Raw genomic sequence first — 25,073 nt, 5'->3', positions numbered from 1 at the left:
AAACAGATGAGTTTAACGCATTGCAATGTGCATTTCTCACAGCAGCCCGACAAGGTGGCGTATATATCCACTTCCTTGTTGAAAAGCCTTAAATTATCCGGAGTCAAGTCCATTCGTCTGCGGCTCGGCAAGGATCAGATTCCCGCGACGATAAAACCGATTCAGAAGGCGGGACGCCATCTGTACCTGACCTCAGGCTTGCGTAATGCCATCCGTGTTCCTAAAAGCGGGTCCATCTATTTGCGGAATCTGGATGGAGATATACAGCTCGGACCGTTAATTGGCGTGCTGTCTGACGGCACCGCCTCTGCCACCCGCCCTTTTGGCTCACGCACGGGCTTCATTAAGCAACTGCTGAAGGAAGGCAGCAAGAAATCTTATATTTTCGTCTTCACCCCTCGGGATATCAACTGGCAAAATGATACAATTAACGGCTATTTTCTGTCCTCGGGTGGGGATTTCACACGTAAAATCGTACCCCTGCCGGATGTGATTTATAATCGGCTGCCGAGCCGCCGCTCTGATTTTTCCCCGGCGATCAATCAGTTGCGCGAGCGCTTTTCCCGCAAACGGATTCCCTTCTTCAACTGGAGCTTCTTCAACAAATCGGATATCTATCATTTACTGGAAAATAACCCGGAGGTCAACCGTTATGTCCCCGAATCGTATATGAACCCCAGCTCAGAGCGTATCCGGGGTATGCTGGACCGTCACCAATTTGCTTATTACAAGCCGAGCGGGGGCAGTCTCGGCAAAGGAATTTACCGTCTCTCCCATGTTCCGAAGCAAGGTTATTATGTGAGGTACCGTAAGAAAAACAGCAATGTATTGCTGCGCTTCACCTCTTTTAACTCCATGCTCCGTATGCTTCACTCCAATCAGGGCCAGACGTTAAAGGGCTACGTCATTCAGCAGGGTATCCAGCTGATTGAGATTGACAATTGCCCGATTGATTTCCGATTTCATATGCACAAAAACGGCAACAACCAGTGGGTCGTCGTCGGAATTGGAGCCAAAAAAGCCGGACGCGGCAGTGTCACGACCCATATTAAAAACGGCGGCTCCCTCATGACACCCGAGCAGGCGCTGAACCGGGTATTCGGAGACCGGGCGGGTGAGGTGCTTCAGCGTGCCAAGAACGCAGCGGTTACGCTCGCAGAAGCTATCGAGCACCATCACCAGCATCTGCTAGGTGAAATTGGCTTCGATCTGGGCATTGACCAGCAGGAAAAGGTATGGATGTTCGAAGCCAACTCCAAGCCGGGACGATCCATTTTTCAGCATCCATCGTTGCGTGCGGAGGGTAAAGCATCCGTGGAGCATATTTTGGACCACTGTCTTTACCTCAGTAAATTCCGCAGAAAAGAGGAACTATGAATACCCGGGCGCAGCAAAAACCTGTCGTTGCCGTATTGACCGTGCACGACCAAGGACAATTTTTTAAGGGTAATCAGCGCAATTTTAAGGATATTCTTGAAACCGGAACACGGATGGGCTATCAGGTGTACATCATTACCGTCAGGGATCTGAAGCTGGCATCCGAAACGGTCAAGGGCTATATTTTCAGCAAAAGCTCACAGACGTGGGAGGAACAGAATTTTCCACTGCCGCAGGTCATTTATAATCGCATCCCGAACCGCAATTATGAGCTTAAAACCTCTGTGCGCACAAAGCTGGATGAAATTTCACATGCCTCTGGCATTGAGCTGTACAATCCGGGCTTTTTCAACAAATGGGAGCTGTTCAAATGGCTCCGTGCCTCGGAATCCACTCGTCAGCTCGTTCCGGCAACCAAACGGTTAAGCAACCTGTCTTCCTTGGGAAAAATGCTGTCTACGTATCCATACCTGTATCTCAAGCCGGAGAACGGTAAGGCCGGAAAAGGGATTATGATTCTCAAATACCAGCCGGACCATCTGATGGCCTACAGGCTGACGATTCAGCATGACAAAAAAAGTGTAACCTACAGGTCGGTATCATTATCCCGACTGTGGGGGCGCATCCGCCGGGAAGCGGGTGCGTCACCTTATATCATCCAGCAGGGTATCGAGCTGGTAACCTATCAGAAAAAGCCGTTCGACCTGCGGATCCTGGTGCAAAAAAACGCCCGTGGCTCATGGAGCATTACCGGAGTTGGTGCCAGATTGGCAGGCAAAGGAAGTATTACGACACATGTCCCGCGCGGCGGAAGTGTGGAGGACCCGTTCAAGCTGCTGTCTGCGTTGTTTGGGCCTGAAAGCAGCACGATCCTGCTAAACAAGATCAAAAGTACAGCCATTCAGATCGCACGCCAAATTGAACGTGGCTCCGGCCTTTCCCATGGGGAAATGTCTATGGATTTGGGGGTGGATACGCTCGGTACTCCCTGGTTTTTTGAAGCCAACGCCAAACCCATGAAATTCGACGAGCCGGAAATCCGTCAAAAATCGCTGAGACGCATATTCCAGTACAGCTCCTATTTGGCCGGACGAATGAAATTATGAGTCAAGGAAGTGGAATCATGCCGCACATTAGCGATGTTCAACATTTGCCTGCCCGGAGCTGGCTGCTGAGACGACGGCAACTGCTATTTCTGGCCCGCAGCTCAGGCGGCATGCGCATTACCCGAGATGCCCTGCGGCAGTTGGCCGTTTTAACGCCGGAGCAATTAAAATCCCCCGGCTCCTCCCTCCTGTGCGCTTATCTGCGCACGGAGCAAGGGCTGCGGATTGCGGGCTTTTGTCTCGCTCTGAATTACGGTGAGGATGCGTGCATCGTGATCATTCGTCCGCTTTATCGGGGCCGCAGACTGGGCGCTAGACTGCTGTCCGCCCAGCTCAAACAGCTGCGTCGCCTGACGTGCAGCGTGGCCGCTGACAATATGGCCAGTCTCAAAACCTGCTTTCACGCAGGACTTGTGGCGCATGAAATGACGACTGGACCGACCGGAAAGCCCACCCTCGTATTTCGCGGGAAGCTGTCCGAAGATGAGCAGACGGCAGAGGAAGGTGGAATGCTGTGCCAAAACCTGTCCTAGGCATCATGGCCTTGTATTTGAACAACAAAAAGCAATTGGAGGAACGCGCCATATATGAGCGCATGATTACAGAAGGTAAAAGACTGGGGCTGGATATGTATGTATTCACTCCAGCCGATGTCCACAAGGATCGCAGGCTGCTCCTTGCCCAAATGTATGATCCACACAGTGGAAAATGGACCCTGAAATGGCGTGAATTCCCGGATATGATTTTCGACCGTTGCCGAGTACAGCGCAGTGAACGATATCGTCAGTTGCAGGAATTTCGGGTGCAATATACAGATCTCGTATATTTAAACCGGCCACTGAGTAACAAATGGGCCATTCATCAGCAGCTTGCGAGAAAGTCTGCCTTCCGATCGCATCTCCCTGAAACGGAGCCGTTCGTAGGATTTCATAGTGTAAAACGGATGCTCAAAAAGAATTCACTGGTCTACCTCAAGCCGATTAACGGTACCGGAGGACGCGGAATTTTACGCATTGAGCCTGTTAACAAGCAGAGCGGCCTGTATCTGATCGAGGGCCGCAATCGCAAACGTCATATTATTCCTCAACAGCGGGTGCGTCTGGACCGTCTGGAGCCACGTTTGAGCAGTTGGAACATGGATAATTACATTGTTCAGGAGGGCATTCCTGTGCAACTGCCCAATGGCAGGGTTCATGATTACCGCATGCTGGTGCAAAAAAATGGCCAGGGGACATGGGAGTTAACCGGATGTGCAGGACGGATCGGGGCACATCGCAGCGTCACTTCCAACCTGCATGGCGGAGGCAAGGCGGTACCGATGAAACAACTGCTGACACAATGGATTCGTGATGAAAACCAGAGAGAGAAGATCACCAAGCAAGGGGAAAAGCTCGGTCTGGATATCGCTGCTTATCTGGAGAAAAGCTACGGGGCATTGTGCGAGCTTGCGCTCGATTTGGCGATCAACAAGGACGGTCGCATTTATGTACTGGAGGTCAATCCGAAGCCAGCACGCGAGGTATTTGCACGTATCGGTGAAAAAGAAACCTACCGCCGCTCTATCGCCAAGCCCATGGAATACGCCTTGTGGGTCTATCACACACAAATTAATCCAAAACCTCTGACGGATCACAACACAGAGAGCAAAACTGAAAGCAAAACCGAAAGCAAAACTGAAAATAAAGCAAAGGAAGGCTCCGCGTAAAAGCGGCCGCCTTCCTTGTTTTGTCATTTATTCGACTAGCCTCGCATGTTTTTTATATGGGTACGTCAAGCATTTCTATAACCAGTAACCTGTGCTTCGTAGCTACTCGGCGTTTTTATAAAGTGTGAGCAGCTGCGTGAAGTCCGTAATAATCGCATCGGAACCCTTCAACTCGTCGTTTACGCCAAATCCAGCATAGGCGCAGCCGATGACTGTTTGTCCGTTCTTTTTGCCTGCCTCCACATCAGAAGAACGGTCACCTACCATCCATACGTTTGAAATCCCGTGCTTGCTCAACAAAATCTCCAGCAAATTCACTTTGGAAAGTGTGCTGTATTCACCAGCGCTATACAGTCCTTCAAAAATCGGGACCATTTCATATGCAGCCGCTATCCCTTTTACATAATCCTCCAGTCCGTTACTAGCTACGAACAGCCGAACACCCTGCTCGTGGAGGGTCTGGAGCGTTTCTTTTACATGTGGATACAGGGCATGACTTCCGTTCTTCAATCCCTCCAGCTCCAACTGGAGCAGCAGCTCGTCCGCTCTTCTGTGGGCCGCTTCGCTGGCTTCCGGCATTACTCTTCTCCAGATTTCATCCAGCAGCATACCCAAACTATTCAAAATAAGCTCCTCGGGCGGCGTCTCTCCTTCAAAAAGCCCTTCGGCGCGCAGCGTATCAAACAGCTTGTGATAAGCAGGAAGCAGCAGCGTCTCCGTCTGAAAAAGTGTACCGTCCATATCAAATACCATAGCCTCAGGTTTCTTCAACACAGGTGCATTGTTCATGTAGTTGTCAGTCATTCCTTTCCTATGTAGGTTTACAGTTCGGACCCCTCTCATGTTAAGCAATAAGAGAGGTCCGTGTAAACCTCATTGCGCATACCGTTAACTCTTATATTTTTTCAAAACAGCCCTGAAACAATGCAAACCGCCCCACAAATCCGTATGCAAGGCGTCCGGCGGAAGGTTGAGATCAACGTCGCTCCAGTACGAAAACCCCGCCTGACTCATCCATTGCTCCATCGTGGACAGATTAACCGTAGGATAATCAAAGGTCAGCAGAAGCGTCCCGTCATCCCGCAAAGTCCGGTGAAATTCACGCAAGGCAGCTAACGAGTCATCAGGGGTTAGATGCTCCAGTACTGAAATACATACAATTTTGTCAAAAATGGCCGCCTCATAAGGCAAGGCGGTTAAATTAGCATGCGCAGAGTGAAGACGAATCGGTAAAATTTCCTGAACACGCTCGGCTGCCTCCTCTCCGATATCCCGGCGCACTTCGGCCAATATGGCATCCACGGAAACGATCCTCATATCCAGATCGCAGGCATAGGCCTGAGCGCAGCGCCGGGCCAGCTCAAACTTGAACGGATGCGGGATACCACATGCCGCGTCAAGCACCGTATCCTGCCCGGACATAAAGTGCAGACACCACTCATACTCATAGGGACGGCTCCACCAGCTTTGGGGCAGCCTGTAGATCAGGCTAGAGGTATTGGGGTCAGAATGCATGAAAAAACGGGAGAGGTACGGATCAGCAGCGTTCATGGATGCAGCCTCCTTTTTTGAATGAAAGGTGAAACGATATGGGATCAGACCGTATATTCCCCCAGCCAGCTCAGATCGCCTTTGCCACACAACATAGCTCATGACCACGTTTCTCACCTTGAAGTTTGGCCAACAGCCCCATCCGCTCCGTGAAAGTAAGCTCGCCATACAAGGGATGTGCCTCTATCAAGGCGTCCAGACCGGAAGGAAGCTGACGGGTGAACAGGGCCACCGGGCGCAGACCGGACTTCGCCAGCAAACGTGTCAGCGTGTGCTCTGAATAATGATACAAATGATCTTCCTCGGTAAATAAAGGCGAGTGAGTACCATAAGCCTCATTGGTAAACGAGTTTTTGTTGGGTACTGTAATGTATAACGTTCCATCCGGTTGAAGCTGCTCGCGTAAATCCGTTAAAAATGCTACGGGGTCTGCAATATGCTCCAGCACATGCCAGCATGCAACGGCCTCATATTCGTGATCCAGTGATAAGGCAGTATCTCCCTCTGTTTCTGGCGCTTCATTCGCCACTTCTTCTCCTGTTTCTATCCCTGTATCGCCATTCCAGTAGCCCGGCAGCAGATCCACGTCATATTTGTATTTGGCATATGCGCGCGAGTCTATGGAAGGCTCAATGCCCACAGCATTCCATCCACTCTGAAGGGCAGCATGAATAAATTCTCCCGTACCTGATCCGATTTCCAGCAAATTTCCTTTACCGGGACTGAACATATCCAGCAGCATGAGTCCGAAAAGAGCATGGTCCCCGTAGGTCGAAGCGGCTGCACTATCGCGCATGGCGACCCATTTGACGTTATAAATATCTGCGATCATATCCTCAGGCTGTATCCGATCCACATCATGGCGAAAAATAAGTCCGCAGGAGCCGCATCCTATCAATGTAAAATGTTCATACCGATGGAACACCGCCGTATTGGACGAGCCGCACAGTTTGCACGCCATGCCCTGTTCTTCTCCTTTCCCTTTTTCATAAAGCGCGTCCTCTATTTCGTCTTTGGTAAGCGTTCGGGAGCCAATAATAGCATGAACACCGGCAATCTTAGCGACAGCACTTGTGTTGACAGGGCTCGAAGGGTTAATAACTTCATGAGCAGGAGCAGTTTCAACGGGGTTGGCAGCGTTAGCCATTTGAACAGCTTCAACGGTATGAATTGCTTCAATTTTATTCTCAGCAGTCGCATCCTCGATATTCATGCCCGTGTTCACATCGGATTTTACGCTGGCAGCGTCTCCGGATTCAGCCTCATGTTTATTGCTTACATCATCCCGGCCTGGATCTATCCAGAGACTGAGACGGGGAGTTGGGTCCAAAATGGACTCATATTGTTCCTTCCACCCATAACGGGCATCCGGGTCCAGTTGTTGATAGCGTTCATATTTGGATGTGCGAATAGCTGGTGTATACCAGCCCCAGTGCTGGATACGATAGTCGCTAATTTCACTGGGAAGCTCAAGCACATTATCGGGAAATCTCCCGCAATGCAAATATTGCTCTTTCCATTTATAAGGAAAGCTATCTCGATACCGAGTTAAAAAAGGACGGTAATAACGATGAGCCTGCCAGTAATCATCATCACGGTAATGCGTGGGAGACCACATATCAAACAGCCTGAAACAAAGGGTATCGGCTTTCGTTCCGGCTAATAAAGCATGCACAGCTTGAGCAAATCGGGATTCAAATATTTCGTCAGCATCCATGTTTAAAATCCATTCCGGGGAAGATGCCAGCGTCTCTCTCCATTGCTGTTTTCGCAGCTCCACTTCATTCGTAAAGGAGGCCCTCTCATTACGGATCAAACGCAGTGGAATCCCTTTTAGCAGATCCCGGCACAATTCACCGCTATCATCACGGCTGCCATCATCAATAATGACCGCTTCATCAATATATTCCCGATGACTTCGAAGCACTTCTGCGAGCTTGCGATCTGCCTCATTGCATACCGTCATGCTCAGTGTCAATTTGGGCCTGAAGACAGGCGGAGCATGAAGCTCACTATGTCGTGGACCGGATAAGGCTGTTGGCACGACAAAAGAATCCGCAGCATGCTTTGCAAAGACAGTAGACTCGCGGAGATCCGGTGGAATGGTGATTTCAGGGGATTTAGAGGCAGTGTTGGATGGAGAATTTTCTGAAATATTTGAATTTTCAGGAATGAGTGAAGCTTCTTGGTCGTCCGTATTAGCTGCGGCCTGCGTAATAATTCCATTCAGAGTCAGTAGCAGTTGTTCTGCCTTGATGCGGTCCGCTTCGCGGTACAAGTGCATGGCCGGGTAATGCGTATCCACAAAAAGCGGAAACCCGTACGCCGCCGCTCGAATGCAAAAATGTCGATCCTCTCCCCAAAAAGAAACGTTAGAGATTTTGCCAAAATGAATTCCGGCTTCCAGCGCCCGTCTGCGAATTAAGGTACACGCACCCAGACCGCCTACCTCGTACAAACCGGGAACATGCAACTGATGTATAAAATGTAGCTCGCGATGTGCCCGCTCTTCTGCCGATAGCACTTCACCTTCTTCACGATGGAACAGATTGTATTCATCACTGACCCACACCTGAGGCAATAACGCCCCATCGGGCTGCCAGCGTGTCCAGAAAATCTCGGATACGATATCCTTCTCTGTCTCGACCAGTCTGCATAAAGTACGGGAATGGAGAACCAGGTCTGAATCAACCAAAAATAGCGCGTCGTAATGATGCTGAAGCGCGTAGTCAATGAGACGATTTTTGAACCCGGCCACTTTCCAGACGAGGGAAGGGGGCCAATAATGGGTATGCTCATCACTTCGGTTCTCATATTGCTGCAAGCCTGACAGCGGGGGCAAAACACGCCCCGGGAGCCGGTCCGCAAAATCGGCCAGCCATTGGCTTGAGGCCGGATTGTCATTATCATCGACGAACAAATAATCCGGCAGCACATCGGGTGCTTCCAGCCGCTCCAAAGCTTGAAGAAATAAAGCTAATATTTCGGGCTTCTGATACACCGGACTGCCGATTAATATACGCATGAGTCGACGCCTCCCATCAGGCGGAAGCCTCATAACCGTTCCTCCTGCTTGCTTTGACGCATACGCTAATTGCGATGAAGCGATAAGGGAGTGAGCGTGATATGAATGGACTTACACCTGGAAATATCGATGAAAACAATATCAATACACTGCTTGCCTGCATCGCCTTTCAAGAGCTGTCATTAAGTCACCTGATTAATGCTGAAGGTGAAGCAAGCTTCGATCCGTTCCGCCTCATTTTTTACAATCATGCACAGTGAAATGAACGGGCGGTTCATGCCTTCCCCCCTTGCATCAGACTTTGATTTTCTAATCTATTAGAGCGCTGCCCCATTTATGATCATCACCATACCCTTCACTCGTTCAACCTAAATTCCTACATAATGAGCAAGCTATCCTAATAAACTGGAAATCATACCAAGTTTTTTGGGAGGGACAAAGAGCATGGTAACCGTCAGCTTATGCATGATTGTCAAAAATGAAGAAGAAGCACTTCACACCTGCCTCAAATCAGTCCATGATCTGGTGGATGAAATCATAATCGTCGATACCGGCTCTACCGACCGCACCCAAGAGGTAGCCGCATCGTTCAATGCTCGGATATACGATTTTGAATGGTGCGATGATTTTTCCGTAGCCCGTAACTATGCATTTGATCAGGCAACACAGGACTATCAATTCTGGCTGGATGCCGACGACATCCTGGAAGAGCAAGACCGACTGACATTTCTCGACTGGAAAAAGCAAGACACCCTCTCGTATGACAGCATTACGATGGATTATGTGCTATCGGTAGATGAACAGGGACAACCGCTGTATAAGCTCAAAAGAAACCGGATTGTCCGCCGGGACCGTCATTTCAGATGGATCGGATTTGTGCATGAATTCCTGCAAGTGACCGGAAGCACCTTTCACAGCAATATGGCGGTGACTCATAAAAAGACACGTGCCTACACTGACCGTAATTTACATATTTATCTCAGGCACCGGGAGCAGGGCACCCCATTTTCTGAACGAGATCACTACTATTTTGGCAATGAACTGTATGACAACGGACGGACGGTAGAAGCCATACAGCAGTACGAACACTATTTAAGCCTGAATCAGGGATGGATCGAGGACCGGATTGCTGCTTGCTTTAAGCTTGCAGATTGTTACGGCCGCCAAGGTCAAAAGCAGGAGCAGCGCATCACTCTGCTTCGCACGCTTACTCTCGACACACCACGCGCCCAGTTCTGCTGTGCCTTTGGCAATTTATTGATTGAAGCGGAACAGTATGCCCAAGCCATTTACTGGTTCCGTCAGGCTACACTGATCGAACCGCCACAAGATGCGATGGCCTTAACCAATTCGTCCTATTACACCTGGCTTCCGCACTTGCAATTATGTCTGTGTTACGACCGGATTGGTGACATCGACAAAGCAAAGCTGCATCACCGTATTTCCCAGCTGCACCATCCTACTCATCCCAGCGTTTTATATAATGAACAGTATTTCTCACAGCTACAATAGGGATGAGAAAGACGGGCACCGGGTATGTCATTCTATGCAGTCGACCGCACGAACGATGTGCTGACACTGGCGAGTGCCGGAACCTACTACATTACCTATGAGGTGAACACAACGGCTGGTCTTCTGCTGAGCACCCGTTTGCTCATTAACGGCGTGCAGGCTCCAGGCTCCGTCATTTCACCCGTGCTCTCCCTCTCTTCTTATATCAATACCGTTATTGTGAACGTAGCAGCCGCTACAACCGTCAGCGTGCAATTTTTCGGGGCCGTAGGTGCTGCCACACTGGTCGGAGGCGGCGCGACAGGCGCAGCCCTGACGATTATCCGCCTTAATTAATGTACTCCATGATTTGCAACTGGTTCAGTGGCTCGTTGAGCCGTTTCCCGAGATCATTTCTGCTCACTTATATAGACAACACGAAGGGCGCTTCGATGCTGAAGCGCCCTTCATAAATTACAATTCTCAAAAGAAAAATGTCTCCTGCAAGCATTAACTTACCAAGAGACATTCTGAATGATTTCCTTAAAACACTTTCCTTTGATTCCGGTCTTCCTTCAAAATTTCCACAGACTCGCGGAAGCGGAGCGAATGGATTATTTCACGTTCGCGCAAAAACTTCAAACTATCCTGCAAATCCACATCATCTGTCAGATCAATCAGCCACTGGTATGTAGCTCTCGCCTTTTCCTCTGCCGCTATGTCCTCATATAAATCGGCAATCGGGTCGCCTTTGGCTTGAATATAGGCCGCTGTAAAAGGAACTCCGGCAGCGTTTTGATAATACAGCGCATGATCATGCGCCGCATAATGTTCGCCCAGACCGGCCGCTTTCAATTGCTCCACACTCGCATCCTTCGTCAGCTTGTAAATCATCGTGGCAATCATCTCGAGGTGGGCAAACTCCTCTGTCCCGATGTCATTCAACACACCAATGACTTTATCAGGAATCGTATATCGCTGATTCAGATAACGCAAAGCTGCAGCGAGCTCACCATCTGCTCCCCCATACTGCTCCATAAGCAATTTGGCCATATGAGGATCACATTTGCTGACACGTACAGGATATTGCAGCTTTTTTTCATATACCCACATTTATGTTCCTCCTTTATAAAAGGTTGTATCTACCTATACCTGCCACGGCCAAGGGGTTTGGTTCCATTCCCAAGGATACTTGGAATAGGCACGGCCAAAATTTTGCAGAGGTCCGTATAGGATCTGATACTCATTGGCAATCCCGGTCCTTTCCTGCGTCAGCTTATTGAACTGTTCGATAGCCTGTAAATCATCCGGGTGCGTATTGAGATACAAATTCAGTTCCACCAATACAAAATCCACCGCCTGGAGCTTCTCCAACAGTGCATAAAACTGTGCATCACCCGGCTTGGTCTGGGGCGCATAGCCTTGGTATGGGTTTCCGTCGTACTGATTGTAGCCCTCAGTATGGTTTTGTTGTTGATACGGGTTTGAATAGGGGCTTTGATTCTGATTCTGGTTCTGCTGCTGGTTCTCAACCTGATTTCGATACTGAGGCTGATTTTGGGCCTGACCCTGATTTGGATAATCCATTTTACTCGCCTCCCCCCTGGTTTCTGCAAGACTCATAAGGGCTGTAAAACAAGGGCCACAGTGTTCCCTTCCTCAGTGCCTCCTCCGGACTGAGTTGAGGCAGACCTGGGGGCTGAAATTGCACAAACAGGTTCGGTGGAAGCACAAAGGTTTTACACAAAACGGGCGGGCACGGATCGAACGGACCGACAAACGGGGCAAACTCACCTTGCTGTGGAAATTTCACGGGCCGGGGCCTCCTTTGATTGATCCATCTGCTTTACTATTCAATATATGCGGCATCGCCCAAGTCTCGAACACAAAATTACAGATAAAAAAAGAACCTTCAAAACCACGATAACGTGGTGCTTAAAGGCTCTTGCATTTACACTCTATAATAGCTTTCATACCGAACTGACCCTAACCATATCTATGGATCAGGACTCATCGGTGGAAAGTTCATCTTCGATTACAGGGTTGTAGGGCTTGTGGTGAATCCTCACTCTCATAATACGAAGCCTTGTCGCTTCCTCCACCTCAAAGGTCAGGTTATAAAACTCAATCTTTTTCCCCTTCACCGGGCTACCTTCCAGTTCTTTAAACAGCCAGCCCCCGATGGAATCCACCTCGTCGTCTTCAATGTTCACCCCGGTCAGATCATTGACATCCTCAATGAGCATACGACCGTCCACGGAAATGAGATTATCCTTAATCTCCACGCTTGGACGTTCATCCTCAAATTCATCGTAGAGATCCCCGACGATTTCCTCCAATATTTCCTCCGCTGTCAGAAGTCCGGCCGTTCCGCCGTACTCATCGACCACGAGAGTCATCTGGGAATGCTTTTTCTGCATAAGACGCAGCACGTGACTTACTTCCATGGATTCTGGCACATTCAAAATAGGACGCACCACCGAGGCCAGATCCAGTTGCTCACCCTGCTCAGCCAACAGAAGATCGGTAATATGAACAAAGCCGATAATTTGGTCCTTATCCTCAACCGCTACCGGGTAGCGAGAATGCTTGGTATCACTGATGATTTTCAGATTTTCCTTAAACGATAAATTCGTATACAAGCAGTCCATATCCGTACGAGGAAGCATAATTTCACGGGCCAGCAAATCGGAAAAATCAAAAATATTGTCCATCAGCTTGATTTCGTCCTTATCAATAACACCGCTTTTGGCGCTCTGATTCATCAAGATACGGATCTCTTCCTCCGAATGCGCCGCTTCCGCTTCACTCGCAGGCTGGATGCCGAACGCCCGTAATAGCAAATTCGCAGCGGCATTCAACACCCAGATGACAGGCAGAAATATCTTGTAAAAAAGCAGCAAAGGAGCAGATAAAAACAAGGCCACACCTTCGGTTTTCTGGATCGCCAAAGACTTTGGAGCCAGCTCACCCAATACAATATGCAAAAAGGTAATCACGCAAAATCCGACGACAACGGATACCGTTGTAATCAGTGTACCGTCAGTTACACCGAGTTTGTGCATGAGTGGCTCGATCAGGTAGCCGGATATTGCTGGTTCACCAATCCAGCCCAAGCCCAACGAAGCCAGCGTAATGCCTAATTGGGTGGCGGACAGATAAGCATCCAGCTTCTGGTTCACCTTTAGCGCATAGCCTGCCATACGATGCCCCTCACTTTGGAGCTGCGTCAATCGGGATTGGCGCATTTTGACCAGCGAAAATTCCGCTGCCACAAATACACCGTTCAGAAAGACGAGCAGCAGTACCAAAAGAAGATTCACCGTTAGCAATCCCCAATGAAACTCGGTATGACCTTCCAATACGAACTCCCCATTTCTATAGTTGTAATGCTTTTCTGGATTTAAAATCTACTCCCTTGTAATACATATCCGCTACGAGCAGATTCGGTCCGCAGCAGGCAGCGGCATCACAATGACAGTTCACGGTCTGATTCAACGGATGCTCATTCAGCCATTCACCGAAAATATCGTCCAGACCGCGCTCCTGAATATTTCCGAAAGCCGGAATGTCTGCGAAATCCGTCACATATACGCTGCCCGTGAACATATTCACATTTACGCGATTTCTTCCGTCCGGATCATTACGCACCGTGATATTCGGTTCTTGGCGCAGTCGGCGAAGCAGCTTGCGGTCTTCCTCCCGGTCCGAGCAGGCAAAGAACGGCAACGTGCCAAACAGCATCCACATATCCTGATTACGCACATCCAGCAGCTTATGAATGGAGTTGCGCATATCGTCGAGTGAAAGGACTGGCAAGGCAGAGGCAAAATTCGATGCGTACATCGGATGAACCTCATGCCGTCGACAGCCCATTTCATTAATCAACTGGTGAATACCATCCAGCTTCGTGTGAGTACGGTAATTAATCATGGATTCGGCAGAAATGAACATCCCCATTTCGCTCAACCTGCGGGCGTTTTCCACCATTTTCTCATAAAGGCGAACAGCCCCCGCGCGTGGAGTCGCACGTCCGGTATTTGCAAAACCCACTTCATAAAAATCGTCTTCATTCAAATAATTAAACGATATATGCATGACATCCAGATAAGGAAGCATCTTCTCATATCTGCGAATATCCAATGTCAGGTTGGAGTTGATTTGCGAGCGAATGCCACGCTCTTTGGCATATTTCAGCAACGGAACGATCACTTCGTCCACCGTTTTATCGAGCAAAGCGGGTTCTCCGCCTGTCATACTGATCGTCTCCAGATGCTCGACTTCATCCAGTCGTTTCAGCATCAGATCTAATGGAAGGAAGGGAGCCTCCTTCATAACAAGCATGTCGCCCACAGCGCAGTGCTCACAGCGCATATTGCACAGATGCGTCACGGTCATTTCCACACTTGTCAGCAAATGACGACCATGTGTACGCAGAGAGACAATCGGGTCCCACGGATCATACGCTGGCGATATTTGTGGAAGTATGTTGTTTTGTAGAACTGTCATTATTTTTCACCTTATTTCTGTTATTAACCTCAAAAGACGTATGAATATCATATCATGTTGTGTAAAGTGTCTGCATGTTTTCTTCCACTTCATCTGCTAATCCACGTGTATTGCTCCAAAAGGGGAAGCTGTAGCGCCCAGTGTGTTGGTAATCATCACCGAAAGAGATACGGACAGATCCACATCGTAAGGTGCTTTCAGTTCCTGTCCATCCCGATCCCTCACAATGCGAATAACGGGCCTTTGCGGGATTTTGGAGTGTATGCGCACCACAACCCCTTCTTCCCCCGTATTGAGCACTACAGAGAGCCCCAGCGGGTATATAGCTACACAATCGCGGAATGCCTCCAGCATCCGTTGCTCATATAACGTGCCTGCACCGGCATACAGCACCTCCATTGCTTCATAGGGCAACAATGCCTGCTTGTATATGCGGCTTGCTGTCATCGCATCGTAAGAGTCTGCCAGGCCGATCCATTTGGCGTATTCGTGGATTTGGTCCTTCTTCCAGCCGTTCGGATATCCACTGCCGTCGATACGTTCATGATGCTGTAATGCACAGTGAGCAGACAGCAGGGGGATTCCCGGTTCGTCTTTAAGCAGCTTGTAGCCGATCACCGTGTGCGTTTTCATGTGCTCGTATTCCTCGTCCGTCAATTTGCCCGGCTTATAGAGCACTTGGGGTGAAATTTTCATTTTTCCAATATCGTGCAGTAGTGAACCTATGCCCAGCTCCATGAGCTGGTTGTTATCGTAACCACTGGATATTCCCAGTACAAGCGAATAGAGACATACGTTCAATGAATGATGATACAGATCCTGATCTGCCGCCCCGATATCCATCAGCATAATGACGGCATCCTGACGGCCTCCGATATCGTCCAGAATGGATTCCATCACCTTATAAAATGACTTGCCAAAGTATTGGTGCTTATGATCTACGGAGTAGGAGGACAGACCCTGAAACTGCTTTTTGATCTCCTGTAGCGCCGCAGCCCTCGTCTGTTCATGGATCATTTCGGGGATCACGATATCTTCTGTCACCGCATCCTCAATGTATACATATCCAATTCCGACTTGGCCTAGACGCTCAATCAATCGCGAAGTAAGCTCAACACCTTCCGAGAGCAACACCATTCCATTTTCATTGTATATTTTTTTGCCCAGCTTCATGCCGGCTCTCAATAATGTAATAGGTACCAGTCGCAGCTTAATCCTCTCCCGATTGTTTTGATACCTGAAGCCACCTAGCTGCAAAACACTCTTCCATCGCGCCCGGACGCTTCAACTCCATTTCAATCAAATCCCGCAAAAATTCTGGAAGCATAAATCGAAGTTCCGTTCCGTTCGCAAGCACCTCATAACCTGCTCTGAAAGTGAACATATCCAACGTACCCACCGTATATTGCTCATTTTCCTCCAATGAACGACCCGCTACACGTATATCCGTCACTTTATCATAAGGAGCGCGGGCCGGATCAAATTGAATCTCCAGACCTTCCACACACATCGTACCCAGCACTTTACCTCTAAAGCCAAATCCCGTCATTTTCTTGTCAGCAAATTCCGGTAGCAAAGACTGCTCCAGCGCGAGCCGAATATCTCTTCCCCACAGCTTCATGGTACAGGCATTAATCGGCGAAGGGCATAAGGAATGCAGCATTCCTTTACTGATATCACCTTGAGGCAAAGAGCCAAGCAGTTGGCCCGCATTCACTAGAGAAATAGCGGTTCCCGTAAAATGTGACACCGATTGTGCCAGCAAATTTCCGAAAGGAGATTCCCGATCATATGCGATCTCCAGTTTCCGATCCGTCACCGTAACCGTGCTCTCCATGGCACGCACTGCCTGTCTGCGATGCAGTACAATGGCCGACGCCACCTTTTCATCCAGCAGTGTGTGATCTACAGGAACTACGCGGCCTGACGTAACCCGAAACGGTTCATGACTGCTGCTGCGGCTTAGGGTCACTTCACCTAGTAGCGTTCCATACTTACCAGCTCCGCATAGAGCTGTGTTCCCGATCCACAACGGTTCCTCCAGCACATGATGGGTATGCCCTCCAAGAATCACGTCAATCTCCGGAAACTGCGACGCCAATTTCTTATCCGAAGGTAAACCCAGATGCGACATCACGACCAGAACATCGACCTGCTGTCTCAGGGACGGAATTTGCTCGCCCAATACCTCAAACGGATCGAGTGCATCCCAACCCAGTAATTGATAGAACTCGCCAAAAGGAGCCGTCACTCCGAGCAAGCCTACCTTAATCCCCGCCTTGTCCAAAATGAGCGAATCCGTCATCCACGAAGGCTTCATCCCTGTGGTGCTCTCCCTGATATTTCCGCATACGACCGGGCAGTGAATTCCCGCATAGGCCTGTGCAAGAATATCCGGGGTAAAAGTCAGACCCTCGTTGTTACCAATCGTAATCGCATCGTACCCCGTCAAATTGATCACATCCACATTCGCCCCACCCAGCGTTCCTTCCGTTTCGGGGGCCATCCGGTCCATGTGGTCTCCCATATCCAGCACAAGCAGCGCATCTCCTGATGCAGCTCTTCGTTTATGAATCATCGCGGCTATCGAAGGCATACTGCCAAAATGACTATGTATATCATTGGTATGCAAAATGGTTAACGTTTGCTGAGTCGTCATCTCCATAACCGCCCTCCTCTATAGTTTATATATCGACTCTGTTGCTTCTAATGTTTAAGGATACCATGTTATTTCGCATTATGGTACATGTCGGCGGGGGTGTGCTACAACCTACGATTTAGCTACTCTGTTGCCTCAGGATAGAGACCCGGAGAGAAGCAAGGCCACAATGTCTTCGTATGCCTCTGAGAAGAGACGGGTTCCTGAGACCTATTTTGCAGCTAGGAATAATAGTAAATCAGTCGTTGTCATCCCATATAATTCTTGATATATTAGGTTTGCTTCGTATTTTCGACAAATTTACGACAATAAGGAGGTTAAGCACATGAGAGTTCACGTTACCGATGCCAAGCCAGGAGATCGTCTCAGATCTGATACATACAATGAACACGGCGTACCCGTCATGATTCAGGGCACCATGCTACAGCACGACGATATTTCCAAGCTCATCATGCACGGTGTCGATTATATCGACATTGATGCCGGTTCAGCGAGCATTCCGGTTGACTTTGCCCCCGATGTTCCAGCTTCCCCCGAGTCCCTTAAACGCGTCGTTCCGCTCATGGAGCAGACTATTCATGGCTTTGAAAGCATGTTTCTCAAAGCTTCCGCAACCGGCAAATTTGATGAATTTCGAGTCGATGAGCTGTTCGGCCCCCTCGTTTCAGAGCTGACTCATCAAAAAGATGTCGTATCTCTGCTGTTAATTATGGAGCGGGGAGATCACTATACGTACAATCATTCTCTCCAAGTAGGTGTACTGTCGTATTACATTGCCATATGGCTTGGATATACGGAAGAAGAAGCCTATGCCGCCGGCAAGGCCGGATATTTACATGATATAGGCAAGTCCATGATACCGGATGAGATTCTGAATAAGCCTGATAAGCTGACGCCTGAAGAATTTCAGGAAATGAAAAAACATTCGCTCTACGGCTATGATATCATTCGCAATTCAACCAGCGATGAGATTTCAGCCATCGTCGCCTTGCAGCATCACGAAAGAGAAGATGGGAGCGGATACCCGCACGGACTGTTCAAGGAGGATATTCATCCTTTCGCTAGTATTACGGCGATTGCGGACGTATATAGCGCTATGATCTCCAACCGTGTGTACCAGACGAAGCAGGAGCTGCTCACCGTACTGCGCGAGCTGCACAGCATGAGCTTCGGACATCTAAACCCGGAAGCCACTCAAGTCTTTATCCGGCATATGCTTCCGAACTTTATTAACAAGCAGGTACTTCTGACTTCTGGTCAGACAGGAACGATTATTCTGAACAATCCTGCTGACTACTTCAGACCTTTGGTAAAAATTACTGAAAATGAGTATGTAGATTTGTCCAGAGATCGACATGTATCCATTGATGAAATTTATTTGGAATCCTGATTTGCAATTGCCGCTCGGCGGTTCTTCGGTAGAACAGAACGGAATGTTCTGCCGAGGCACATGCTACGCGAAAGAGACTGTCCTTCGTAGATTCTTTCTACGAAGGACAGCCTCTTTTTATGTTACAACAAATGCTTGGTGGTTATCATAGCTCAGCTCCAAGTTAACCCTTATAAAATAAGGATAACTCATTTAAAGTTGGAAAGTTCAACGTTTATCGACTTTACGAGTATCCCCATCACGACGTCTTAAACCGAGTAATCCAACTAAACCTAAAAGGCCAAGCCATCCCCAATCATTATTATCGTCATCATTATTATTTGTCGTCTGCATTTGTGTTGTACCTGTGTCAGTAGTGTTCGTCCCATTTCCAGTGGTTTCAGCAAATGCGACTGCTGCTCCCAGACTTGAAATCATTAATACCGTTAAAAACATCATCTTAACCTTTAACACATGATCGACTCCTCTAATTTAGTGTTAACAATAGCTTAAGTATGTCCAATGTATTATTTTGTATGCAGCATACTTTTAATACCTATTGATATGAAGTGTCTATGTGAAAATTATGTATTCTTAGCTTATATCTGGTCTTACTTAATTTCTTCATTGTTGGGCACTCTAAACTCGCACGAAATAAAATACAAAGGAGCGACAAATACGATGGGTATCCTAAGCGGTAATCCAAAAAATGAACCTATGCACTATGGAGAAATTTATACCGTCTGGCAGTTCTCTACATTAGCAAAGGGCGGTGTTTCATTTTACCAAGCATTTTTAAACCACGCTGGAGACAAGGAACTAAAAAAAGTACTGGAAAATCTTATTGATCAGGCTAAACTTGAAATTAAAGAATGCGATACATTGCTCACTGATAACGGAATTGCTCCCGCTCCTACCATGCCAGAAAGACCATCTGTGAAACTTGAAGATATCCCTGCTGGGGCTAGGTTTACTGATCCCGAAATAGCAGCTAAAATCGCATTAGATACATCAGTCAGTTTGGCGTCTTGCAGCCAAGCTATGGGCCAATCCATTAGAGAAGACATCGGTGCTTTATTCGCTAAATATCACCTCACTAAGACCGCTTTAGGGGTTAGAATACTCCAAATGAACAAAGAAAAGGGCTGGCTTATTCCCCCGCCTCTTCAAATAAAACGCCCTGAACTTGTTCAAGCATAAATTTATTTAGGAGCTTGTTCGTAACGACACATATGTACAAAATCCCCGCCGACTCATTATGGTTAGCGGGGATTTCCTATTTAATTAACAATTTTACACGCATTTAGGTATAGGATGCGATTCGTCTGGAAGAAACCGACGTGTAAACCCCGATATATCAGGCTTAACCAATACTGCCTTCCATTTCGAATTTGATTAAATGAGGTATCCGCATAATTGCATACTCTTTAAAAATGCTTTTAAAACAAAAATTCGATTAAATATCTTTTTAAACAGCAACTTTGGTTAATTAGCTTTGTCGGCACGAATTCGGCACGTCCTCCAAAATGTAATTCATAGTATTCCTTTGCCATTGAGCGCCTATGCTTAAATGGCATTTTTTTATTCAACTAATACAAGTTAACGACGAGTTTCTTCTATTATAAATAAATACGTAATTAACGTAAATATGTTCTTGGGATGTCCTCCGAAAACTATTACCATCTCTAACTTGTAATCAAAAAATTGTAAGAGCCTGAAGGTGATATAGCCTCAACTTGAACAGGAGTCTTTATTTGGTATACATGGATCACAAACCGAATGAAAATTTCGAAATTCTCCTTTTCGACTTCCCACGGTATTTCAATTTGATGTTTTCCCATATAATGAAACTCCTCTACCGTCTGTTATTCAAGGTGATAGTCTATTCGAATATAGTCATGTAGGTCTGTTTACTGTCCAGCTAAAATCCTGTATACTCCGAACGAAATAATTTTCCTCATAATAAGGAGCGAGAAAAGAATTGAAAGTCTCCCGCGGGAGATGCTTGCTTCTACCACTCATAAAGGATGGAACCAGACTGAGTATGCGCGCAGATCGGGCCGTTCCAAACGTGTTATTTCCCATTTTTGCAACGGGAGAACCGTAATGACTCCCGAAGATATGTACATCGCCACTAAACTACTTGGATGCAAATGGGAAGATATTTATGAGTTCATAGTAGAAATGAGTAAGCGGGTTTTGTATCCGCGCTCTCCCCCTGAACATTCCTAATAGGCTCCCACATAACACATATCCCCTTCACATAAATGGTAACAAATATCCTTTAATTCTATATTTGTTACTTGTTAGAGGAAATCTACGATAATATTCCACCTGCAAAACTTATTCCCCAAATCGGTATGACCGAACAGGAAGTATTGGATTCAAAATGGGGACTGCCAAAACACGTAAACAAAACCACAACTTCATATGGAGTAAATGAACAATGGGTCTATGAACATTACAAGTATATCTATCTTGAGAATGGAGTCGTGACGGCAATTCAAGACTAAACTCAAATAGATTGATTTAATATAGAAAAATATTCCTAGGTCTGATAGACTATATATGGAGTATATTACTGATCCATTAGAGGGAGAAAAAAAGCTTGAAGAAACCTGTTTATAAGAAGTGGTGGTTTTGGGTCATTATTGTTATTGTGATTAGCGGAATAGGTAATATGGGTAAAGATAAAGAAGAGAATAAGAACGCTAGTGATACGGGTACAAAGCAATCCACTCCGGCAGATGCCACGCAGAAATCCACACCAGAAAAGAAAATTGAAACGCCTGTCGCTGTTTCTGATCCTAAGAAAGAAGCAGCAGATAAAAAAATGAAGCAGCAACTGGTTATTAATTTTGAGAAAACATTTTTTAGTGTTGAGAACAGTGGATCAACTGTATTCAATAAATACAAATCAAACATGGATTCCTTAGGTAAAGGTAAGACTGACGTGTTGACGGTATATGGATCAACTAAGGACGCAAAAGATACAGCTTTATCGTTAATGTCACAATATAATGAGCTTGAAGTTCCAAATGCTTTGCCTTCTGAGGTTAAAGATCTTCTTGAACAATCCAAAAGACACTTGGCAACTGCCTATTACTCGAAAAGTGAAGCATTTAATTCAGTACTCTCATATCTTGATGAACAAAAACCTAGTTATATGAATGACTTCGAAGAGAATATCAAATTAGCAGATCAGGACACAATGCAAGGTGTTCTTAAACTAATGGAAGCAAAAGAAAAAGTCGGTCTTAAAATTACTGAAAAGAAGAAGTAATGCATAAAGAGCCCCGGAGCAATCCGGGTTTTAATCTGCTTGAACGAAAAAAGTGATCTCGGAGTTATATCCCAAGGTCACTTTTTTTATACCGCTGCGTTTTGTTGGTTTGTCTTCTTCTTGCTGAATATTCCCATGAATCCAGCAATAATAAGCAACACACCTGGAAGTAAAATAATGAAATGCTTATGAACCCAGCAATACCGCTCACAAGCATCAACCATCCGGCAAGCTTAGTTTTCGATTTTGCGTAAGAAGACAAAGAAAAAAGGAACCAAAAACCGACGCGGCCCACGCAGACGTTAAGGATTCCTTGGTAGAGGGCGGCTTACACAGCGCCTTTTATACCCAATCATAACATATCGGATTTATATAAACAATCTGCTGGCGAGCCTACGCGGGAGGGATGCAGAATGATGACAGAAGAAGATATCCTGTATCAAAACGGTGACTACTGGATCAGAAGAGTACAGGGCAAGCGAAGTGCGTACTATGAAGTTATCCATGACACTATCACCCACGGCGAAGTATGTATAATCATTGGGGAAGGGCCGGGACCAAATCTCGGCATAGAGCGTGCAAAAGCTGAATGCGATAAGAAGGCTGGGTCAGAGTAAAATAAAGAAGGGGCTGAGGCCCCTCTATAGGAGGTAATTGTATGGAGAGTATAACGATGGTTGTTAGCATTGCGGCCTTGGTCGTCTCGGTGTATGTCGCGGTAAAGGTCTGGAGGGATCGGGTATGAGCGCCGAATTTGATAATCTGTTAAAGTCCATGTTGGATCTGCACCGCAAACATGGAATAATGACCATAGACCTGTCCCGCGAAAATGATGTGAGTTTGCTGAGAAGTTATTTAGCAGACGCACACAATTTGGGGCTGCATCAAGGAACTCGCATCGCAAAGGATGCGCGCAAATAAAACAAGCTCTACCGACCAATTAAGTTTAGCAGAGCTTGTTTTATTACTCGACTATTTATTTTTTTCTGAATATGAATAGCCCAATAAGTGCAACAACTATTATAGCGGGAATTCGCCATGAATTCGGTAGAAATTTTGTTAACCATAGAGCAGCGAATACTGTGGCTATTGCCAAATAACCTAAACGTTCAGATGGTTCAAATTTCTCCCTATTGAAGAAAACATTCAAATAGCCTATCGGTGGGGTTATGATGATCATTAAAATTATGACCATTGGCCTTAAATACCACTTTCTTTTCATTCTTCCTCCGTCACTCGTCGTTGTTAATCACAGTTATTAAAGGAATAGAGCGCCGATAGCTCTAGCGATAATATCAGCTAACCATCCCGCTACACCTAAATACTGCATAGCCTGTGATAGCGCATCTTCAATACTACCACTGAAATCTGTGACCACATCTAAAGCCTTTATTAGCGCATCGACTTTGACAATATTAACAAGATTCTTTTTAACACTATCACTTACGGGTAGCCATTCAATCGTCGTTTTTATAACATTATCAATTTTGCTTGCCTGTGATTTAAGAGCCGCCTTTATTCCTTTAATTGTCCAAGAGACTTTACCTTGCGTCGTTACATCTCCATTAAGACTTGGATCAGTACCGTTAATTACTGGTGGCACAACACCTTCTGGTTGATTGACGGATTCGTTATATGTAGAAGAAGTCACAGATGTACTTGCAGCAGAAGCGGAAAATGGAGACACAACAGAAAATAGCAGGGTTGCAGTTGCAGAACTTAACATGATTTTTTTTGTTAATGCATTTACACTCATTTCAAACTCTCCTTTTTATTGTATTTACGTAATTAATATATAATTAATCGCATGTCGAAGTAAGGGAAAGCTTGTCCTGCTAAAAAAAGATTCTATCAGAAATTGCAGATAGAATCTTTATCCGTTATTTAACTATAAATTCTACTCGGGTCCCGTCCGGATAGTCATCCAGCTTATGACCTACCCAACTACCAGCTCCACGGTTATCCTTCGGACTTATGTATTTGATATCTGCTCCCTCACCGCCTTCTGTACACATTGCGATTGGCCATTCGTCGCGGTCATATCCTTTTTTTATTGGAACTCCCTTTAAGGATTCCTTTCGGTTTTCCTAAGCCCCGTCCCGGTCAATAGTACATACAGCAGAATGTCCGGCTGCTATTGCATCTTTGATATGTGCTCCCATTTTCTGGATAACGTGAACTCGGAAACTCCAACGTATACCCAGCTGCTGCTTGTACACTTCTCGAAACAGGTTCGGCATATGCTCCTTGTACGGAAAAGATAGCTGCCAGTAAAAATACAATTAATCCTTTTGCGATTCCTTTTATCATAGGACACCTCCATAGTATTTAAATCTTCTCTATACTAATTGGAGGGTCATATCGAAGTATCGCATATGTTGTCGCATTGCTTATGTACTTTCTAAGTCAGACAGGACTACGGATTAGCGAGGCCTTAGCCGTCAAATGGACAGATATAAAAAACGGGAAACTGACAGTTAACGTCAAACACGTAGGGATAATAAAAACAAGCTAAAATTAACAACTTTAAAAAACACTTCTTCTTATCGAACGATAGCACTGAATGATGATTTATTGCAAGAATTGATAAGATTCAAATTTAAACAAGATGAATTAATATCTAGCAACGTTCATTTTCGTAAAAATGATGATGGCATAGTCTTTCAAAACTATCTAGGCAATTATCTAACACCCTCCACCGCTCGTGATTCAATTGAAAGATATTGTGAAGGAGCTGGCGTAGGATACAAGGGGACTCACGGATTTAGACATACTCACGCTGTGCTTTTATTGGAATCCGGGGCCAGTATTATATTTGTATCGCAACGATTAGGACATAAGACAATTAAGACAACTGTCGACACCTACCTAGACATTACGAAAAAAATAGAAGAAGACGAACTTAAAAAGTTCGCCTCTTACACTAGCAGGGAATCCGAGTCGGCACAAAATCGGCACGACCCGTCTTTAACCCCTTGAAATCATATCATAAACCTTG

At 46.5% G+C, this 25,073-nt stretch carries 25 protein-coding genes and 1 pseudogene; 13 read left to right on the top strand and 13 right to left on the bottom strand.

Annotation, left to right across the window (positions count from 1 at the left end; genetic code table 11):
• The first annotated feature begins 6 nt into the window (after nucleotides 1-6).
• The 4 genes from AC0WRU_RS07870 to AC0WRU_RS07855 are packed head-to-tail and all read left to right on the top strand — an operon-like array spanning nucleotide 7 to nucleotide 4,188.
• Complete coding sequence (locus tag AC0WRU_RS07870; RefSeq protein WP_476127886.1) at nucleotides 7-1,377, top strand: YheC/YheD family endospore coat-associated protein; 1,371 nt, start codon at nucleotides 7-9, stop codon at nucleotides 1,375-1,377.
• Nucleotides 1,374-2,483, top strand: a complete 1,110-nt coding sequence (locus AC0WRU_RS07865) for a YheC/YheD family endospore coat-associated protein (protein ID WP_476127885.1) — start codon at nucleotides 1,374-1,376, stop codon at nucleotides 2,481-2,483. Before AC0WRU_RS07870 ends, AC0WRU_RS07865 begins: the two co-directional genes overlap by 4 nt.
• Before the next feature lie 17 nt (nucleotides 2,484-2,500).
• A complete protein-coding gene (locus tag AC0WRU_RS07860) occupies nucleotides 2,501-3,016 on the top strand; it encodes a GNAT family N-acetyltransferase (protein WP_476127884.1) in 516 nt (171 codons plus the stop codon).
• On the top strand, nucleotides 2,998-4,188 hold the full coding sequence (locus tag AC0WRU_RS07855) for a YheC/YheD family endospore coat-associated protein (protein ID WP_476127883.1): 1,191 nt from the start codon (nucleotides 2,998-3,000) through the stop codon (nucleotides 4,186-4,188). Before AC0WRU_RS07860 ends, AC0WRU_RS07855 begins: the two co-directional genes overlap by 19 nt.
• A 102-nt stretch (nucleotides 4,189-4,290) precedes the next feature.
• Here AC0WRU_RS07855 and AC0WRU_RS07850 read toward each other — a convergent pair whose 3' ends face one another.
• The 3 genes from AC0WRU_RS07850 to AC0WRU_RS07840 all read right to left on the bottom strand — a co-directional run bounded on the left by AC0WRU_RS07850 (nucleotide 4,291) and on the right by AC0WRU_RS07840 (nucleotide 8,764).
• Nucleotides 4,291-4,992 carry an HAD family hydrolase gene (locus tag AC0WRU_RS07850; protein ID WP_025685391.1) on the bottom strand — a complete coding sequence of 234 codons (702 nt, stop codon included), beginning with the start codon at nucleotides 4,990-4,992 and terminating at the stop codon, nucleotides 4,291-4,293.
• A gap of 84 nt (nucleotides 4,993-5,076) precedes the next feature.
• Entirely contained in the window at nucleotides 5,077-5,739 is a 663-nt protein-coding gene (locus tag AC0WRU_RS07845; RefSeq protein ID WP_476127882.1) for a class I SAM-dependent methyltransferase, read from the bottom strand.
• A 70-nt stretch (nucleotides 5,740-5,809) separates the two neighbouring features.
• Nucleotides 5,810-8,764, bottom strand: coding sequence for a methyltransferase domain-containing protein (locus tag AC0WRU_RS07840; RefSeq protein WP_476127881.1), 2,955 nt, complete (start codon nucleotides 8,762-8,764; stop codon nucleotides 5,810-5,812).
• Nucleotides 8,765-8,865: 101 nt separating this feature from the next.
• On the opposite strand from AC0WRU_RS07840, the gene AC0WRU_RS07835 reads away from it, so the two are divergent.
• The 3 genes from AC0WRU_RS07835 (at nucleotide 8,866) to AC0WRU_RS07825 (ending at nucleotide 10,612) form a co-directional block, all read left to right on the top strand.
• The gene (locus AC0WRU_RS07835; RefSeq protein ID WP_155985448.1) at nucleotides 8,866-9,024 is read left to right on the top strand and encodes an alpha-helical endospore appendage domain-containing protein; all 159 of its coding nucleotides are present in this window, start codon (nucleotides 8,866-8,868) and stop codon (nucleotides 9,022-9,024) included.
• Nucleotides 9,025-9,208: 184 nt separating this feature from the next.
• The gene (locus tag AC0WRU_RS07830) at nucleotides 9,209-10,276 is read left to right on the top strand and encodes a glycosyltransferase family 2 protein (RefSeq protein ID WP_476127880.1); all 1,068 of its coding nucleotides are present in this window, start codon (nucleotides 9,209-9,211) and stop codon (nucleotides 10,274-10,276) included.
• 24 nt (nucleotides 10,277-10,300) lie between these two features.
• Nucleotides 10,301-10,612, top strand: a complete 312-nt coding sequence (locus AC0WRU_RS07825) for a BclA C-terminal domain-containing protein (protein ID WP_476127879.1) — start codon at nucleotides 10,301-10,303, stop codon at nucleotides 10,610-10,612.
• Nucleotides 10,613-10,798: 186 nt separating this feature from the next.
• Here the strand turns inward: AC0WRU_RS07825 and AC0WRU_RS07820 are convergent, their stop codons facing one another.
• The 7 genes from AC0WRU_RS07820 to AC0WRU_RS07790 all read right to left on the bottom strand — a co-directional run bounded on the left by AC0WRU_RS07820 (nucleotide 10,799) and on the right by AC0WRU_RS07790 (nucleotide 17,429).
• Complete coding sequence (locus AC0WRU_RS07820; RefSeq protein WP_476127878.1) at nucleotides 10,799-11,368, bottom strand: manganese catalase family protein; 570 nt, start codon at nucleotides 11,366-11,368, stop codon at nucleotides 10,799-10,801.
• Between the two features lie 33 nt (nucleotides 11,369-11,401).
• Complete coding sequence (locus AC0WRU_RS07815) at nucleotides 11,402-11,842, bottom strand: spore coat protein CotJB (RefSeq protein ID WP_476127877.1); 441 nt, start codon at nucleotides 11,840-11,842, stop codon at nucleotides 11,402-11,404.
• Nucleotide 11,843: 1 nt separating this feature from the next.
• Nucleotides 11,844-12,068, bottom strand: coding sequence for a spore coat associated protein CotJA (locus AC0WRU_RS07810; RefSeq protein ID WP_476127876.1), 225 nt, complete (start codon nucleotides 12,066-12,068; stop codon nucleotides 11,844-11,846).
• A 190-nt stretch (nucleotides 12,069-12,258) separates the two neighbouring features.
• Nucleotides 12,259-13,617, bottom strand: a complete 1,359-nt coding sequence (locus AC0WRU_RS07805; RefSeq protein WP_476127875.1) for a hemolysin family protein — start codon at nucleotides 13,615-13,617, stop codon at nucleotides 12,259-12,261.
• A gap of 16 nt (nucleotides 13,618-13,633) precedes the next feature.
• Nucleotides 13,634-14,764: a radical SAM/CxCxxxxC motif protein YfkAB gene (gene yfkAB / locus AC0WRU_RS07800; protein WP_025685382.1), complete on the bottom strand. Its 1,131-nt coding sequence runs from the start codon at nucleotides 14,762-14,764 to the stop codon at nucleotides 13,634-13,636.
• 96 nt (nucleotides 14,765-14,860) lie between these two features.
• Nucleotides 14,861-16,021, bottom strand: coding sequence for an HD-GYP domain-containing protein (locus tag AC0WRU_RS07795; protein WP_476127874.1), 1,161 nt, complete (start codon nucleotides 16,019-16,021; stop codon nucleotides 14,861-14,863).
• Nucleotides 15,975-17,429, bottom strand: a complete 1,455-nt coding sequence (locus AC0WRU_RS07790; protein ID WP_476127873.1) for a bifunctional metallophosphatase/5'-nucleotidase — start codon at nucleotides 17,427-17,429, stop codon at nucleotides 15,975-15,977. Before AC0WRU_RS07790 ends, AC0WRU_RS07795 begins: the two co-directional genes overlap by 47 nt.
• Before the next feature lie 319 nt (nucleotides 17,430-17,748).
• Between AC0WRU_RS07790 and AC0WRU_RS07785 the strand changes: the two genes are divergently transcribed.
• Nucleotides 17,749-18,813: an HD-GYP domain-containing protein gene (locus tag AC0WRU_RS07785; RefSeq protein ID WP_476127872.1), complete on the top strand. Its 1,065-nt coding sequence runs from the start codon at nucleotides 17,749-17,751 to the stop codon at nucleotides 18,811-18,813.
• A 207-nt stretch (nucleotides 18,814-19,020) separates the two neighbouring features.
• Here AC0WRU_RS07785 and AC0WRU_RS07780 read toward each other — a convergent pair whose 3' ends face one another.
• The gene (locus AC0WRU_RS07780) at nucleotides 19,021-19,266 is read right to left on the bottom strand and encodes a WGxxGxxG family protein (protein ID WP_476127871.1); all 246 of its coding nucleotides are present in this window, start codon (nucleotides 19,264-19,266) and stop codon (nucleotides 19,021-19,023) included.
• A gap of 207 nt (nucleotides 19,267-19,473) precedes the next feature.
• Between AC0WRU_RS07780 and AC0WRU_RS07775 the strand changes: the two genes are divergently transcribed.
• The 4 genes from AC0WRU_RS07775 to AC0WRU_RS07760 all read left to right on the top strand — a co-directional run bounded on the left by AC0WRU_RS07775 (nucleotide 19,474) and on the right by AC0WRU_RS07760 (nucleotide 22,996).
• Nucleotides 19,474-19,992: a DUF3231 family protein gene (locus AC0WRU_RS07775; protein WP_476127870.1), complete on the top strand. Its 519-nt coding sequence runs from the start codon at nucleotides 19,474-19,476 to the stop codon at nucleotides 19,990-19,992.
• 1,408 nt (nucleotides 19,993-21,400) lie between these two features.
• Entirely contained in the window at nucleotides 21,401-22,075 is a 675-nt protein-coding gene (locus AC0WRU_RS07770; protein WP_476127869.1) for a hypothetical protein, read from the top strand.
• 413 nt (nucleotides 22,076-22,488) lie between these two features.
• On the top strand, nucleotides 22,489-22,692 hold the full coding sequence (locus AC0WRU_RS07765; RefSeq protein WP_025685374.1) for a hypothetical protein: 204 nt from the start codon (nucleotides 22,489-22,491) through the stop codon (nucleotides 22,690-22,692).
• A gap of 124 nt (nucleotides 22,693-22,816) precedes the next feature.
• Entirely contained in the window at nucleotides 22,817-22,996 is a 180-nt protein-coding gene (locus AC0WRU_RS07760) for a hypothetical protein (RefSeq protein WP_025685373.1), read from the top strand.
• A 337-nt stretch (nucleotides 22,997-23,333) separates the two neighbouring features.
• Here the strand turns inward: AC0WRU_RS07760 and AC0WRU_RS07755 are convergent, their stop codons facing one another.
• Nucleotides 23,334-23,831 carry a hypothetical protein gene (locus AC0WRU_RS07755; protein WP_025685371.1) on the bottom strand — a complete coding sequence of 166 codons (498 nt, stop codon included), beginning with the start codon at nucleotides 23,829-23,831 and terminating at the stop codon, nucleotides 23,334-23,336.
• 124 nt (nucleotides 23,832-23,955) lie between these two features.
• Nucleotides 23,956-24,385, bottom strand: a pseudogene (locus AC0WRU_RS07750) (NucA/NucB deoxyribonuclease domain-containing protein).
• Nucleotides 24,386-24,649: 264 nt separating this feature from the next.
• On the opposite strand from AC0WRU_RS07750, the gene AC0WRU_RS07745 reads away from it, so the two are divergent.
• Entirely contained in the window at nucleotides 24,650-25,054 is a 405-nt protein-coding gene (locus tag AC0WRU_RS07745; protein ID WP_476127868.1) for a tyrosine-type recombinase/integrase, read from the top strand.
• Nucleotides 25,055-25,073 lie beyond the last annotated feature (19 nt).

Source organism: Paenibacillus sp. 1-8 (genome assembly GCF_056316205.1).
This window is presented reverse-complemented; position numbering and strand designations above follow the sequence as displayed.

Bases quoted from the DNA above. Each gene is read 5' to 3' on its own strand.
- AC0WRU_RS07850 (WP_025685391.1), bottom strand. From the start codon at position 4,992: ATGACTGACAACTACATGAACAATGCACCTGTGTTGAAGAAACCTGAG.
- AC0WRU_RS07865 (WP_476127885.1), top strand. From the start codon at position 1,374: ATGAATACCCGGGCGCAGCAAAAACCTGTCGTTGCCGTATTGACCGTG.
- AC0WRU_RS07840 (WP_476127881.1), bottom strand. From the start codon at position 8,764: ATGCGTATATTAATCGGCAGTCCGGTGTATCAGAAGCCCGAAATATTA.
- AC0WRU_RS07785 (WP_476127872.1), top strand. From the start codon at position 17,749: ATGAGAGTTCACGTTACCGATGCCAAGCCAGGAGATCGTCTCAGATCT.
- AC0WRU_RS07830 (WP_476127880.1), top strand. From the start codon at position 9,209: ATGGTAACCGTCAGCTTATGCATGATTGTCAAAAATGAAGAAGAAGCA.
- yfkAB (WP_025685382.1), bottom strand. From the start codon at position 14,764: ATGACAGTTCTACAAAACAACATACTTCCACAAATATCGCCAGCGTAT.
- AC0WRU_RS07870 (WP_476127886.1), top strand. From the start codon at position 7: ATGAGTTTAACGCATTGCAATGTGCATTTCTCACAGCAGCCCGACAAG.
- AC0WRU_RS07775 (WP_476127870.1), top strand. From the start codon at position 19,474: ATGGGTATCCTAAGCGGTAATCCAAAAAATGAACCTATGCACTATGGA.
- AC0WRU_RS07860 (WP_476127884.1), top strand. From the start codon at position 2,501: ATGCCGCACATTAGCGATGTTCAACATTTGCCTGCCCGGAGCTGGCTG.
- AC0WRU_RS07765 (WP_025685374.1), top strand. From the start codon at position 22,489: ATGATGACAGAAGAAGATATCCTGTATCAAAACGGTGACTACTGGATC.
- AC0WRU_RS07820 (WP_476127878.1), bottom strand. From the start codon at position 11,368: ATGTGGGTATATGAAAAAAAGCTGCAATATCCTGTACGTGTCAGCAAA.
- AC0WRU_RS07815 (WP_476127877.1), bottom strand. From the start codon at position 11,842: ATGGATTATCCAAATCAGGGTCAGGCCCAAAATCAGCCTCAGTATCGA.
- AC0WRU_RS07825 (WP_476127879.1), top strand. From the start codon at position 10,301: ATGTCATTCTATGCAGTCGACCGCACGAACGATGTGCTGACACTGGCG.
- AC0WRU_RS07790 (WP_476127873.1), bottom strand. From the start codon at position 17,429: ATGGAGATGACGACTCAGCAAACGTTAACCATTTTGCATACCAATGAT.
- AC0WRU_RS07755 (WP_025685371.1), bottom strand. From the start codon at position 23,831: ATGAGTGTAAATGCATTAACAAAAAAAATCATGTTAAGTTCTGCAACT.
- AC0WRU_RS07760 (WP_025685373.1), top strand. From the start codon at position 22,817: ATGAGCGCCGAATTTGATAATCTGTTAAAGTCCATGTTGGATCTGCAC.
- AC0WRU_RS07835 (WP_155985448.1), top strand. From the start codon at position 8,866: ATGAATGGACTTACACCTGGAAATATCGATGAAAACAATATCAATACA.
- AC0WRU_RS07845 (WP_476127882.1), bottom strand. From the start codon at position 5,739: ATGAACGCTGCTGATCCGTACCTCTCCCGTTTTTTCATGCATTCTGAC.